This is a genomic window from Marinobacterium ramblicola, from assembly GCF_019084545.1.
Lineage (GTDB): Bacteria > Pseudomonadota > Gammaproteobacteria > Pseudomonadales > Balneatricaceae > Marinobacterium_D > Marinobacterium_D ramblicola.
On record NZ_JAHREP010000019.1, the window covers coordinates 1 to 13,908 of the forward strand.

Sequence of the window (13,908 nt, forward strand, 5' to 3'; positions counted from 1 at the left end):
ATCATGATCGTGCCGCTGCCGGGCGCGACGCCGACCAAGCCGGGTTCGGCAACCCGTCCCTTCTTCGGCGTGCAGCCGGCGCTGGTCGACAACGAGGGTAACGAGCTGGAGGGCGCTACCGAAGGCAACCTGGTGATCAAGGACTCCTGGCCGGGCCAGAGCCGCTCGATCTGGGGTGACCACGAGCGCTTCACCAATACCTACTTCACCAGCTTCAAGGGCTACTACACCACCGGTGACGGTGCCCGCCGCGATGCTGACGGTTACTACTGGATCACCGGCCGTGTCGACGACGTGATCAACGTCTCCGGTCACCGCATGGGTACCGCCGAGGTCGAGTCCGCACTGGTGGCGCACCCGGCAGTCGCTGAAGCCGCTGTAGTGGGTTATCCGCACGACCTCAAGGGTCAGGGTATCTACGTCTACGTCACGCTGCAGTCGGGCTTCGAACAGAGCGATGAGCTGATGAAGGAGCTGCGTAACTGGGTTCGCTCCGAGATCGGCCCGATCGCCTCGCCGGACCTGATCCAGTTCGCACCGGGCATGCCGAAAACCCGCTCCGGCAAGATCATGCGCCGCATCCTGCGCAAGATCGCCGAGGACGATTTCGGCGCGCTGGGCGACACCTCCACCCTGGCGGATCCGAGCGTAGTCGATGATCTGATCGAGCACCGCATGAACCGCAAGAGCAAATAGTCGCCGCACTACTGACAGCTGAAGAAAACGCCCTGCCCTGACCGGCAGGGCGTTTTTACGTACAGGATGTACGGTATGCCGCGAGCGCATGGAGGCGCAGGAGCGGCGATGTACAGGATGTACGGTATCCTTCGAGCGCAGGGAAGCGCATGAGCAGGATATGACAGGATGTACGCTATCCCGCGGGGAGAAGCGGAGTTGGACAGGGTCGTTGGCTGGAAATATGCTGTTGTTAGAGTGTAATAAGTGTCCTTAAAGTCGCTATTCCTGATATGATGCCGGCCTATCGGGATATAAAAACTGTCAAAGGATTGCGGGTACAAGTGGGGGAGTAATGCATGCAACTGGCCCAGAAGATCGTTATTGCCGATGATCATCCGCTGTTTCGTGCTGCCTTGAAACAGGCGGTTACGCAGGCCGTTCCCGGTGTCACCATTCTCGAGGCGGACACGCTGGCTGCGGTTCAGGAGCGGGTGGAATCTCACGACGATGCCGACCTGGTACTTCTCGATATCCATATGCCGGGCGCTCAGGGCTTCTCCGGTCTTGTGTTCCTGCGGGGACAATATCCCGGCATTCCCGTTGTCGTGGTGTCCGGCAGCGAAGAGCTGCAGGTGATGAAGCGGGCGATAGACTACGGCGCGTCGGGATTCATCCCCAAGTCGGCACCGCTGGAAGTGATTTCGGAGGCAATCGTCGCCGTGCTGCAGGGCGAGGAGTGGTTGCCGCAGGAGATCTCCGACAGTCTGGATGACCTGGTCACCGAGGAGGATCAGCAGTTCGCCGCCGCACTCGCATCGCTGACACCGCAACAGTTCCGCGTACTCACGATGCTGACCGAGGGGCTGCTGAACAAGCAGATCGCCTACGAGTTGAACGTGTCGGAGGCGACGATCAAGGCTCACGTGACCGCTATTCTGCGCAAGCTCGGTGTGCATAGCCGCACCCAGGCGGTCATCGCCGCCCAGCGTTTGGGGGTAGAGCTGCCCAAGCCCGCCGTGTAACGCCGTATCGGCGGCAGTCCAATCAAGGCGCTCTGACCCGGTTAGAGCGCTTTTTTGTTCCGCTCTGCCGGTGTCAGCTGCGGCTGCCGGCAATCATCTTGTTGATCAGGGCACGCAGCGCTGCCGGTTTGATCGGCTTGTTCAGCAGTTGTGCACCCGATTCACGGATCTCATTGGTGACCTCATCGGTCCTGTCCGCGGTAATGACAATGGCCGGAACGGGTTTGTCCAGACTGGGGGCCAGTTGCGCCAGCGCCATCAACCCGGTTTCCGTTTCGCCGAGATGGTAGTCGGCCAGGACGATATCCGGAACCCAGCTATCGCCGGTTGCCCTCTCCAGTGCCTGGGCGCCTGAAAGCGCGGTACGGACCTCGCAGGACCAGCCCTGCAGCAGTGCCGACATCCCCTCCAGAATCTTCGGTTCATTATCGATCACCAGCACGCGGATGCCGTTCAGCCCCTTGCTGCGGATCCAGCCGCGCTGTTCAGGTTTGGGCCGCTCCGCACGACTCGGGTCGCCCAACGGGACGGTGATGCTGAATACCGTGCCCTGTCCCGGCCAGGAGCGAACGCTGAGGTGATGGCCGAGCATGCGGGCGATGCGCTCGGTGATCGCCAGCCCCAGGCCAAGGCCCTTTACTTCGCTATGCTTGGGGTTGTCGATGCGGCGAAACTCCTCGAACACCTCGCCCAACTTGCTTTCGGGTATGCCGACGCCGGTATCCCACACCTCCAGTCTCAGGCTCTCGCCCAGATGGCGCGCGCCGAGCAGTACCTTGCCCTTGGTGGTGTAGCGGATGGCGTTGGAGAGAAAGTTCTGCAATATGCGCCGCAGCAGCGCCTGGTCCGAATGCACCACCTGTTTGCAGTTGACGTGGTGGAAGTTCAGCCCCTTCTCCTTGGCGACGGCGGTGAACTCGGCTGCCAGATGCTGGAACAGGGCATCCAGCGCGAAGTGGCTGAAGTTGGGCTCCAGGGCGCCGGCATCCAGTTTGGAGATATCGAGTATCGCGGTGATCAGCTCCTCCGCTGCACGCAGCGCGTTATCCAGGTTCTCCACCAGCTGGTTGGTCTCCGGCTGGTGGGTCTGCTGGGCCAGCGCCGAGGTAAACAGGCGGGCAGCGTTCAGCGGTTGCAGCAGGTCGTGGCTGGCGGCGGCGAGGAAGCGGGTCTTGCCCAGGTTGGCCGCTTCCGCGTCGGACTTGGCCTGACGCAGCTCGTCCTCCATCAGTGCGCGGACGGTGTTCTCCTTGCGCAGCTCCTTGTTGACCACCGATAGGGCGTGGGTGCGCTCACGGACACGCTGCTCCAGATTCTCGTTGGTCTCCTGCAGCGCGATCTCGGCGTTACGGCGCTCGGTAATGTCCTGGTACAGCGTGAAGTAACCCAGCACATCGCCATATTCGCCGATATGGGGGATATAGGTGACCTCGGCGTAGCGCACCGAGTCGTCCCGCGTCGGCATCCGGGTCTCGAAGCGCTGGCGCTCACCGGATAGCACCTTGCGGATATAGTGCTGGCGCTGTTCGTGCTCCTCTTTCGGCAGAATCTTGTGTGACGGCGTACCGGCGATGGTATGCCGGTCGATGCCGAACGCATCGGCGTAGGCCTTGTTGACGAACAGGAAGTTACGGTCGGGGTCCAGGTAGGCGATCAGCACCGGAACATTATCGGTGTAGATACGCACGTTCTGCTCGCTCTCGCGCAGCGCCTCCTCGGTGCGTTTGTGCTGAGTGATATCCATGTAGGTGTTGACGTAGCCGCCGTTCGGCATCGGGTTGCCGCGTACCTCAAGTACGGTGCCGTCGGGGCGGTAGCGCTCGAATGCATGCGGCTGGCCCGAGCTTATCAGTGACAGTCGCTCCTCCACCTGCTCATCGATACTGCCGTTGCTCATACCGTACTCGCCACGGACCGCGTTATAGCGGAACACCTCCTCGATCGGCCGGCCAACGCAGACCAGCCCCTCCGGGTAGTTGAACATGTCGATATAGCGTTGATTCCAAGCCACCAGACGCATCCGTTGATCGACTACGCTGATCCCCAGGCTGATGTTCTCGATCGTGGATTGCAGCAGCGAGCGGTTGAAGCGCAACGCTTGAGACGCCTCGTCGACGATGGCGACCACGTCGCCGATCTCCATCTCCTTGCCGCGCAGGGTCGAATCCATGACGATGCGGGCAGAGGAGGCGCCTATGGCGCCCGCCAGCAGACGTTCCGTGTATTGAATCAGCTCGGGCGCCGCCTTGCTGCCGGCCAACGCAGGCTCCTCACCGCGTTGCAGGGCAAAGCCGGTAAAGGCGTGCTGGGTGCGACTGATGCCGAGAAAGCGCTCGGTCAGCATCTGCAGGTCACCGACCGTTACCTGACTGGTGAGGCGGCCGGGTTCGGAAAACCCCTTGGCGTGGACGTTGGTAAACGCACTGGCCTGGATGCGATCGACCAGGCGCTGGTTGGTTAGTGCGGAAACGAGGATATAGAGCAGGGTGTTCAGGCTCAGGCTCCAGAGCACTCCGTGAGTCAGAGGGTCGAGGAAATCGATTCCCAGCAGGCCGGTTGGCGCCAGCCAGTGCGGTGTGATCCAGCTACCCTCGAGCAGGTAGGTCGGTACCAGATGCGCGCTTTGCATCGACGGCAGCACCAGAGTGTAGATCCACAGCAGGAAGCCGGCGCTGAGCCCGGCGAGTACGCCATGACGGTTGCCGCGCTTCCAGTAGATGCCGCCCAGGATGGCGGGCAGGAACTGGATCGCTGCGACAAAGGCGAGCAGGCCGAAGGAGGCCAGGGAGCCCTGCTCGCCAAGAATGCGGTAGTAGAAGTAGCCGAGCAGCAGCAGGGTGATGATGGTGACGCGACGCACCCTCAGCAGCAGGGCGCCCATGTCGGCGGACTCGGATAGATGCAGCTGCGGAATGCGCAGCAGTACCGGAATCACGATGTCGTTACAGACCATGGTGGCCAGAGTGATGCTGGCGACAATCACCATGCTGGTGGCTGCGGAGAGGCCCCCGATAAAGGCAAAGGTGGCGAGAAACTCGCGGCCCTCGGCCAGTGGCAGCATCAGCACAAAGGTGTCGGCATCCACACCGTTTTGACCGAAGTAGTTCAGTCCGCCGGTGGCGATCGGCAGTACGAAAAGCGAGAGCAGGAGCAGATAGAGCGGGAACACCCAGCGGGCGGTACGCAGATTGCGGCTGTCGGTATTCTCGACGATGGTGACATGAAATTGACGAGGCAGGCAGATGGCTGCGCCACAGGCAAGCAGCACCTCCGTCAAAAAACTGCCACCAAACAGGGAGCTGAAGTTGGCATTGTCGCGCAGCTGTAGCTGAATATTGCTGACCAGGCCATCGATGCCGCCGAACAGACCGAAGGTGACAAATAATCCGATGGCGATAAACGCCATCAGCTTGATGATCGACTCAAAGGCTACCGCCAGTACCAGGCCCTCGTGGTGTTCGGTAGCATCGATGTGGCGGGTGCCGAACAGAATGCCGAACACCGCCATCGCCAGCGCGACGAACAGTGCGGTATCGCTACCCTTGCTCAACGCCTCGGTGGCGCCGGGGGCGAGCGCGTTGTAGCTGATCGCTACGGCCTTCAACTGCAGCGCGATATAGGGGATGGTGCCCAATACCGCGATGACGGTGACCAACACCGCCAGGCTTTGGCTCTTGCCGTAGCGAGAGGAGATGAAGTCGGAGATGGAGGTGATGTTCTGCTGCTTGCTGATCAGGATGATCTTTTCGATTACCCGCCAAGCGAACAGGAATACCAGTGCCGGCCCCAGGTAAGTGGCCATGAACTCCCAGCCGGTCGATGCGGCGCGGCCTACGGCACCGTAAAAGGTCCAGGAGGAGCAGTACACCGCCAGCGACAGCGAGTAGACCCAAGGGTTGCTCGCCCACTGCTTGCCTGAGCTGCTTTTATCGCCGTAATAGGCTAGGGCGAAGAGCAGGCAGAGGTAGGCAAGTGAGATCAGTATGATGGTCCAGCCTGATAACATGTCGACACTTTCCGCTTTTCAAAGAAAATTCATACTGCCAGTGTAACCTGCCTTTCCGGCACAGGGGAGCCAGTGCCGGTTGTGCCCGTAAATATTGGAATCAGAACCCTAAGACCTTGGTCTAGGTTGTTTTTCACCCAGCCGGCGCACTATTGTGAGGCTGACGCTACTGGCGCGGGCGATGCAGCGCTGAGGGCCGGATTGTAGACAGTATGAATCAGACTAAAGTCGGGGATTTTATCTCCCGGCGCCTTTGTTAGATTCAGCCTGTCTGCTTCCATGTCTTGTATAAAAACAATAGTAAGGATGGTGCCATGTCTAGCAACAGCAGTGCGCAGGCCTACTGGAAAGAAAACCTGCGTATCATCATGACCTACCTCGCGATCTGGTTTGTCGTCTCCTACGGGTGCGGCATCCTGTTCGTTGATGCTCTGGACCAGATCCAGTTCTTCGGCTTCCCGCTGGGGTTCTGGTTCGCGCAACAGGGTTCAATCTACGTCTTCCTCGGGCTGATCTGGGCATACGTGTTCAGCATGAACAAGCTCGACGAGAAGTATGACGTTCACGAATAACTATAAGTACGAAGGACGCTCACTATGAGTCTTGATCTGCTCACATACCTGTTTATCGGGGGGTCGTTCGCACTCTATATCGGGATCGCGATATGGGCGCGCGCGGGTTCAACCAAAGAGTTCTACGTGGCCGGTGGCGGTGTACCGCCGATCGCCAACGGTATGGCGACTGCCGCTGACTGGATGTCGGCTGCATCGTTTATCTCCCTGGCCGGTATCGTCTCCTTTATCGGCCGTGACGGTACCGCCTACCTGATGGGCTGGACCGGCGGTTACGTGCTGCTGGCGATGCTGCTGGCGCCCTACCTGCGTAAGTTCGGCAAGTTCACCGTGCCTGACTTCGTTGGTGACCGCTACTACTCCAACACCGCGCGCACCATTGCGGTTATCTGCACCATCGTCATCTCCTTCACCTACGTGGCAGGTCAGATGCGCGGTGTTGGCATCGTGTTCTCGCGTTACCTGCACGTGGACATCAATACCGGCGTTATCATCGGTATGGCGATCGTGTTCTTCTACGCTGTACTCGGCGGTATGAAAGGGATCACCTACACTCAGGTGGCTCAGTACGTGGTGCTGATTCTGGCGTTCATGGTGCCGGCGATCTTCCTGTCCATGCAGGTTACCGGCCACTTCCTGCCGCAGACCGGTCTGGGTGCTACCCTGGAAAACGGTAAGTCCGTTCTGACCACGCTGAACGAGCTCTCCGTGGAGCTGGGCTTTGCCGAGTATACAGCCGGTAAGAAAACCACTATCGACATCTTCTTCCTGACCGCTGCACTGATGTGTGGTACCGCAGGTCTGCCACACGTTATCGTACGTTTCTTCACCGTGCCGCGCGTAAAGGATGCCCGTCTGTCCGCCGGCTGGGCGCTGATCTTCATCGCCATTCTGTACACCACCGTTCCGGCGGTTGCAGGATTCGGCCGTGTGAACCTGATCCAGACCATCAACGGTCAGGACAAAGCAGGTGTCGCCTACGCCGAGATGCCGTCCTGGTTCAAGAACTGGGAGAATGCCGGTCTGATCGCGTGGAACGACAAGAACGGCGACGGCAAGGTGCACTACTCTGCCGGCGATGCGTTCAAGGGTAAGCCTGCCTTCGGCGACGGTCGTGTAGACGGCAACGCCGATATGCAGCGTATCACCACCAACCCGTCCGACGGTGTCAACGAAGTCTATGTCGACCGCGACATCATGGTACTGGCCAACCCGGAGATCGCGCAGCTGCCGAACTGGGTTATCGCCCTGGTTGCCGCCGGTGCGGTTGCTGCGGCCCTGTCCACTGCGGCCGGTCTGCTGCTGGTTATCTCGACCTCGATCTCGCATGACCTGATGAAGAAGACCCTGAATCCGAATATCACCGACAAGCAGGAGCTGATGTACGCGCGTCTCGCCGCTATCGTCGCCATCCTGATCGCCGGTTACTTCGGTATCAACCCGCCGGGCTTCGTGGCCCAGGTGGTCGCCCTGGCCTTCGGTCTGGCAGCCTCTTCGGTGTTCCCGGTCATCATCATGGGTATCTTCAGCACTCGCATGAATACCCAGGGCGCGGTTAGCGGTATGCTGGTGGGTCTGGTCAGCACCATGTCCTACATCATCTACTTCAAGTTCATGGGTGGTTCCGCTGACCAGCTGATCCTGGGTATCTCCCCGGAAGGCTTCGGTACTGTCGGCATGATCCTGAACTTCATCGTGGCCTACGTGGTGTCGTCAATGACCCCGCCGCCGCCGGAAGAGATCCAGCACATCGTTGAGGATATCCGTATCCCGCGCGGTGCCGGTGCAGCTCATGCGCACTGATCCCTGAATCGGTCGCAATAACAAGGAGGGGCACGCCGGCGCAGGTTGGTGTGCCCCTTCTGCTTTTCGAGGGTAAGCCCGTATCACGGGCCATAATCTTGGTATGACTTACTGAGCAAGGCCCGGCGCATACGAGGAGGATCGAATGCCAGATTCATTCAAGATGGACAACATTCCATTCAGTTTGCTGGATCAAAGCGAGCAGGCTCTGGTCAGTGCCAACCTGGATCTCGCTTACTTCCAGCAGGGGGAGAAGATCATTGCCGCCGGCGAGGTGCCGGAAGGCGTGCACGTGATTCTCAAGGGGCGGGTGCGCGAAAGCGAAGCGGGCGAAGATCAGCGGCAAGTCTATGTCCACTATGAAAACGAGGATTACTTTGGCGGTTGGTCGGCGCTGCGAGGGCGGGCGATTCACGATTTCATCGCGGAAGAGGAGACGATCTGCCATATCCTGCCGACTCGCATTCTGCTTGAGTTGATGCAGAGCAATGCGCTGTTTGCTGATTACTTTCAGCAGGACTTTGCGGTTAAAACCGAGATCGCCGCTCAGCATGGCAAGGGTCAGGATATGGCCGAGTTCATGCTGTCGAAAATTACCAGCGCTACCATACGTGAACCGCTGATCGTAGAGGAGGGTACCAGCATCCGCGACGCGACACGGCTGATGCGCGAATCCAAGGCGGACTGCCTGCTGGCGCGTAAGGGGGGGCGTTTCGGCATGGTGACCGGCACCGATCTGCTCGATGCTGTGGTGTTGAAAGAGATGGCGCTGGATAGCGATGTGTCGGACCTGGCCTCCTACCGCTTGGTCACCGCCGATCCCGATGATTACCTGTTCAACGCGTTGGTCATGATGACCCGGCAGCAGATCGAGCGTGTGGTGGTGATGAGCGGTCAGACGCTGCTTGGTGTGGTGGAGCTGACCGACGTGCTCAGTTACTTCTCCAGCCACTCTCATGTGATCGGCATCCGTATCGAACGTGCCTCGTCGATCGATGATCTGCGCGAGGCGGCGCAGGGGTTGAACGACCTGATCAAGGCGCTGATCTCGACCGGGGTCAAGATACGCTTCACCATGGACCTGTTGGCTGCCATGAATGGGCGTATCATCGCCAAGCTGTTCGATCTGGTCATTCCCGCCGATATGCAGCCCCATGTTTGTCTGATCGTGATGGGCTCGGAGGGGCGCGGCGAGCAGATCATGAAGACCGACCAGGACAATGCGTTGATCTACCGTGACGGGCTCTCCTGGGCCTCGATGCAGGAGGTCATGAACAGATTCAGTGAGAAGCTGATATCGTTCGGCTTCCCGCCCTGTCCGGGCAATATCATGGTGTCCAACCCGGAGTGGGTGAATTCGGTCGGTGACTGGACGCAGAAGTTGAGTGACTGGGCGGAAACCTGTGAAGGCGAAGCGCAGATGAAGCTGGCTATTGCCGTCGATGCCAAGCCGGTGGCGGGGAATCAGGCCCTGTTCAAGGTGGCGCGCAATTGGTTCTTGCGTCACCTGCGTAATAATGATGTCTTCTTTTCCCACTTTGCGCGGGCCGCTATCGAGTTTGATACCCCGTTGACCTTCTTCGGTAACCTCAAGGACAAGTCAGAGCTGGATATAAAGAAGGGCGGTATTTTCCCGATAGTGCATGGAGTACGCACGCTGGCGCTTGAACACCGGATCCTGGCGACCAACACTTATAAGCGTATCGAAGCGTTAATCGAATCCGGCCAGCTGCAGGAGAGAGAGGGCAGGGAGATCTCCGAGGCGCTGTCCCTCTTCGTCCAGCTGCGACTCAGGCAGCAGATGCGCCGGGTGGAGGAGAGTGCGGATGGGTTCGATCCGACTCCGAACCTGATCGAGTTGCAGCGACTTAATAGAATGGAGCGCGATCTGTTGCGCGATGCATTGCAGGTGGTGAAGAGCTTCAAGAAGCATCTGACGCTACGCTATCACCTGGGAGGCTGAGATGATAATTCCGAGAACGATAAGGCGCCTGCAGGATCGTCGCACGCACAGGAACGGTCCTTGGGCGAATCTGTTCGAATCCTATGATGGCGACGAGGTGGTCTCCCTGGATTGCGAAACCACTAGCCTGGATGTCGCCCAGGCCGAGATACTCTCCATCGGCGCGGTCCGCATTCAGGGCAAGAGGGTGAAGACCAGCGACCGCCTGGATATCCGGCTCAAGCCACCGCACAGCCTGACCGGTGAGTCGATCAAGGTGCATAAGATCCGCGCCAGTGACCTCAGCGACGGTATCGAGCTTGAGGACGCGCTTGAGCAGTTGCTGAATTTCATTGGTAACCGGCCGATTCTCGGCTATTACGTCAACTACGATATCCGCGTCATCGACAAGTTCCTGCGTCCGCGGTACGGTTTTGGCTTGCCAAATAAAGCGATCGAGCTGTCCCATGTCTATCACGACATCATCAAGTGGAAGCATGTCGGTGGCGATGTGGATCTGCGCTTCGATACCATCGCCAGCAAGCTCGATATACCGATTATCCAGCGTCACACCGCCCTGGGCGATGCGATCACCGTGGCCTTGATGTATGTTCGCCTGAAGCACGGGCAGTCCCCGACGAATACGCACTGATCTCCTGCATGCTGCATATAATCAAACGGGCCGATGGCCCGTTTTTTGCTTGGCCTATGCTGGAGCGATAAGTTCACTATTTCTGACGAAAAATTGTCGCTTTTGCAGTCGTAAAAGGTTGATGCCGAGCGGTTGAAATCTATAATGTCAAAATATTGCCGCGCAGGTTAGGGGTGTTGCATGATCGAACGTGCCGATATCAACGGGGTTCTCGAACAGATGCGGGCGCTGAAAGCGCAGGCTCAGCAAGGGGCTCGGCAGATCGAGATGCCCCAGGTTGTCGCCGGTCAAAAGGTCGAGGAAGCTCAGAAGGGGGGCTTCGGCGACCTGTTGAAGATGGCGATCGATGAGGTGAACTCTCAGCAGGCAGAAGCCAAAAAATTGGCGACTGCATATGAGCTGGGCGATCCAAGCGTCGATCTGCCGCAGGTGATGATTCAGGCGCAGAAAGCGTCGGTCTCGTTCCAGGCCATGACCCAGGTGCGCAATCGCCTGGTCAAGGCTTATGAAGATATAATGAGCATGTCGATCTGATCATCGCTTGAACTAGTGTTTTGAGGCTGCATGGATAACACCGCGGGACAAATCGGAGCGAAGGGGGGCTGGATGTCGGGCTTTAATAGCCTGGGGATCCTGCGTCAGCTCGGTTTGATGGTGGGGCTGGCTGCCAGCATCGCGATCGGCTTTGCCGTAGTGCTCTGGTCTCAGGAACCGGACTACCGCGTACTGTTTTCCAATCTCAGCTTTGCCGACGCCAATGACGTCATCGCGCAGCTCGATCAGTTGCAGATACCCTATGAATTCGATGCGGCCGGTCGCGCCATTCTGGTGCCGCAGGATCGTGTGCACCAGGCTCGGCTGAGGTTGGCCGCCGATGGCTTTACCAACGATAAAACGGTGGGTTTCGAGCTGCTGGACCGGGAGCAGGGGCTGGGAACCAGTCAGTTCATGGAGACGGCGCGTTACCGCCGTGGCCTTGAGGGCGAGCTGGCGCGAACGATCTCAAGCATGCTGGCGATCCGCAGCGCCAGGGTGCATCTGGCGATTCCCAAAGAGTCGGTGTTTATTCGTGACTCCCGTAAACCCCGTGCGTCGGTATTCGTTGAACTGTTTTCCGGTCGCACGCTGGAGCGTAACCAGGTCGCCGCCATCGCCAATCTTGTCGCCTCCAGTATCCCCGAGTTGGACGTCAACGATGTGACGGTGGTCGATCAGAAGGGGCGTCTGCTCAATACCCGCGATGCCGATGTCGATGTGGTGCTGGCGGCAAAACAGCTGGAGTACACCCGCAGTGTCGAAGATACGCTGCTCAATCGCGTGAACAGCATTCTGCAGCCGGTGCTTGGGTTGGGTAATTTCAGGGCTGAGGTGTCGGCCGAGATCGATTTTACCCAGATCGAGCAGGCTGACGAGATGTTCAATCCTGATCTGCCCGCCCTGCGCAGCGAGAAAACGCTGGAGGAGAACCGGGCGGCCGGCGTCGATGTCGGCGGCGTGCCGGGTGCGCTGTCGAATCAGCCGCCGGGGCCGAGCAGTGTGCCTGAGCAGGTTGGTACCGATGGCGGCTCGATGGCGGCAGGCGGTACCGCCAGCGGTTCGAGTCGCGAGCAGGCGGTACGCAACTACGAGCTGGATCGCACCGTCAGCTATACCAAGCATCAGCAGGGCCGGGTACAGCGGCTGAGTGTTGCGGTGGTGGTCGATGACCTGGTCAGTATTAACCCCGAGGATGGCAGCCAGATTCGCACCCAGTGGCAGCAGGGCGAGCTGGAGCGTCTGCGCCTGCTGGTGCAGAACGCGGTTGGTTACTCCGCGGTGCGTGGCGATAGCGTGACCGTGGTGAACTCCCCCTTCGTGCCACCGGAACAGGTGCAGGAGGAGGAGCTCTCATTCTGGCAGCAGGAGTGGTTCTGGGATCTCGGCAAGCAGCTGATGGCGGCGCTGTTCGTGCTGATTCTGGTACTCGGCGTATTGCGGCCGATTTTGAAGAGCCTTGCCAATGCCGGCTCCGGCAAAGAGGAGATCAAACTGGGGCCAGCCGGCGATGTGTCGGCTGAACTCGAAGGTTTGGAGGGGGCCGGGATCGCCGATGACAAGGTTACCTTCGGTGGTATCGATAAAAGCATGATGGCAACACCCAACGAAAGTTTCGAGTATCAGCTCAATGCCATACGCAGCATGGTCGCAGAGGATCCGGCAAAGGTAGCTCAGGCTGTTCGCCAGTGGGTGGTTGAGCGTGAGTGAGCTGACCGATATTGAGAAGGCCGCCATCCTGCTGATCAGTCTGGGCGAGTCCGATGCGGCAGAGGTGCTTAAACACCTTGGTCCCAAAGAGGTGCAGCGCATCGGCGAGGCGATGACCCAGCTGGATAACGTTCCCCAATCCCGAGTAGAAGCGGTAGTAACCGATTTTCTTGGTGTGGTCAGTGACCAGACCGGTATCGGTATCAATAACGACCGCTACATCAAGGCGATGCTGAATCAGGCGCTGGGCGAAGAGAAGGCCAAGACGCTGATCGACCGCATACTGATGACCACCAATACCTCGGGGCTCGATACGCTGCGCTGGATGGACCCGCGTCAGGTGGCGGAGCTGCTGCGCTATGAGCATCCGCAGATACAGGCGGTGGTGGTGGCCTATCTGGATCCGGATCAGGCGGCCAGCGTGCTGAGTTTTTTCGATGATAAGGTGCGTACCGATATGGTGATGCGCATCGCCGCGCTGGATCGTATCCAGCCCCAGGCGCTGCAGGAGCTCAACGATATGCTGGAGTCCCAGTTCACCGGTACGCGCACCAGTCAGACCACGCGCCTGGGTGGTGTGCGCCATACTGCAGATATCATGAACTATCTGGACTCCACCATCGAAGCCGAGTTGATGGATGCGATCAAGGATACCGACGAGGGTCTGGCGCAGGAGATTCAGGACCTGATGTTCGTGTTCGACAATCTGCTCGACGTGGACGATATGAGTATTCAGGTGATCCTGCGCGAGATCTCCACCGATATCCTGGTGGTGGCGCTGAAGGGGGCCGACACGGCACTGCAGGAGAAGATCTTCAAGAACATGTCCAAACGTGCTGCCGAACTGCTGCGTGACGACCTCGAGGCGAAGGGGCCGGTGCGGGTCAGCGAGGTTGAGGCGGCGCAGAAAGAGATTCTGTCAGTGGCGCGCCGTCTGGCCGACGAGGGAGAGATTATCCTCGGCGGTGGCGGTGAAGATATGATCTAAG

At 59.2% G+C, this 13,908-nt stretch carries 10 protein-coding genes; 9 read left to right on the forward strand and 1 reads right to left on the reverse strand.

What is annotated here, in order from left to right:
- Together KQ940_RS14830 and KQ940_RS14835 are read left to right on the forward strand one after the other, a co-directional pair.
- On the forward strand, positions 1-696 hold a 696-nt coding region (locus tag KQ940_RS14830; RefSeq protein WP_217414519.1), incomplete at its 5' end, for an AMP-binding enzyme.
- A gap of 338 nt (positions 697-1,034) precedes the next feature.
- Positions 1,035-1,700: a response regulator transcription factor gene (locus KQ940_RS14835; protein WP_217414520.1), complete on the forward strand. Its 666-nt coding sequence runs from the start codon at positions 1,035-1,037 to the stop codon at positions 1,698-1,700.
- Between the two features lie 73 nt (positions 1,701-1,773).
- Here the strand turns inward: KQ940_RS14835 and KQ940_RS14840 are convergent, their stop codons facing one another.
- On the reverse strand, positions 1,774-5,706 hold the full coding sequence (locus tag KQ940_RS14840) for a hybrid sensor histidine kinase/response regulator (protein ID WP_217414521.1): 3,933 nt from the start codon (positions 5,704-5,706) through the stop codon (positions 1,774-1,776).
- A gap of 314 nt (positions 5,707-6,020) precedes the next feature.
- On the opposite strand from KQ940_RS14840, the gene KQ940_RS14845 reads away from it, so the two are divergent.
- The 7 genes from KQ940_RS14845 (at position 6,021) to fliG (ending at position 13,907) form a co-directional block, all read left to right on the forward strand.
- A complete protein-coding gene (locus KQ940_RS14845; RefSeq protein WP_188751095.1) occupies positions 6,021-6,278 on the forward strand; it encodes a DUF4212 domain-containing protein in 258 nt (85 codons plus the stop codon).
- 24 nt (positions 6,279-6,302) lie between these two features.
- The gene (locus KQ940_RS14850) at positions 6,303-8,081 is read left to right on the forward strand and encodes a sodium:solute symporter family protein (RefSeq protein WP_217414522.1); all 1,779 of its coding nucleotides are present in this window, start codon (positions 6,303-6,305) and stop codon (positions 8,079-8,081) included.
- Positions 8,082-8,226: 145 nt separating this feature from the next.
- Entirely contained in the window at positions 8,227-10,044 is a 1,818-nt protein-coding gene (locus KQ940_RS14855) for a DUF294 nucleotidyltransferase-like domain-containing protein (protein WP_217414523.1), read from the forward strand.
- Position 10,045: 1 nt separating this feature from the next.
- Positions 10,046-10,675 (forward strand): 3'-5' exonuclease, encoded by a 630-nt coding sequence (locus KQ940_RS14860; protein WP_217414524.1) that lies wholly within the window; start codon positions 10,046-10,048, stop codon positions 10,673-10,675.
- 180 nt (positions 10,676-10,855) lie between these two features.
- Positions 10,856-11,209 carry a flagellar hook-basal body complex protein FliE gene (gene fliE / locus KQ940_RS14865; RefSeq protein WP_217414525.1) on the forward strand — a complete coding sequence of 118 codons (354 nt, stop codon included), beginning with the start codon at positions 10,856-10,858 and terminating at the stop codon, positions 11,207-11,209.
- 30 nt (positions 11,210-11,239) lie between these two features.
- On the forward strand, positions 11,240-12,919 hold the full coding sequence (gene fliF, locus KQ940_RS14870) for a flagellar basal-body MS-ring/collar protein FliF (protein WP_217414526.1): 1,680 nt from the start codon (positions 11,240-11,242) through the stop codon (positions 12,917-12,919).
- Complete coding sequence (fliG, locus tag KQ940_RS14875) at positions 12,912-13,907, forward strand: flagellar motor switch protein FliG (RefSeq protein WP_343222665.1); 996 nt, start codon at positions 12,912-12,914, stop codon at positions 13,905-13,907. Before fliF ends, fliG begins: the two co-directional genes overlap by 8 nt.
- The last annotated feature ends 1 nt before the right edge of the window (position 13,908 follow it).

Coding starts and splice junctions, on each gene's coding strand:
- KQ940_RS14855 (WP_217414523.1), top strand. CDS start 8,227: ATGCCAGATTCATTCAAGATGGACAACATTCCATTCAGTTTGCTGGAT.
- fliE (WP_217414525.1), top strand. CDS start 10,856: ATGATCGAACGTGCCGATATCAACGGGGTTCTCGAACAGATGCGGGCG.
- KQ940_RS14860 (WP_217414524.1), top strand. CDS start 10,046: ATGATAATTCCGAGAACGATAAGGCGCCTGCAGGATCGTCGCACGCAC.
- fliF (WP_217414526.1), top strand. CDS start 11,240: ATGGATAACACCGCGGGACAAATCGGAGCGAAGGGGGGCTGGATGTCG.
- KQ940_RS14835 (WP_217414520.1), top strand. CDS start 1,035: ATGCAACTGGCCCAGAAGATCGTTATTGCCGATGATCATCCGCTGTTT.
- KQ940_RS14845 (WP_188751095.1), top strand. CDS start 6,021: ATGTCTAGCAACAGCAGTGCGCAGGCCTACTGGAAAGAAAACCTGCGT.
- KQ940_RS14840 (WP_217414521.1), bottom strand. CDS start 5,706: ATGTTATCAGGCTGGACCATCATACTGATCTCACTTGCCTACCTCTGC.
- KQ940_RS14850 (WP_217414522.1), top strand. CDS start 6,303: ATGAGTCTTGATCTGCTCACATACCTGTTTATCGGGGGGTCGTTCGCA.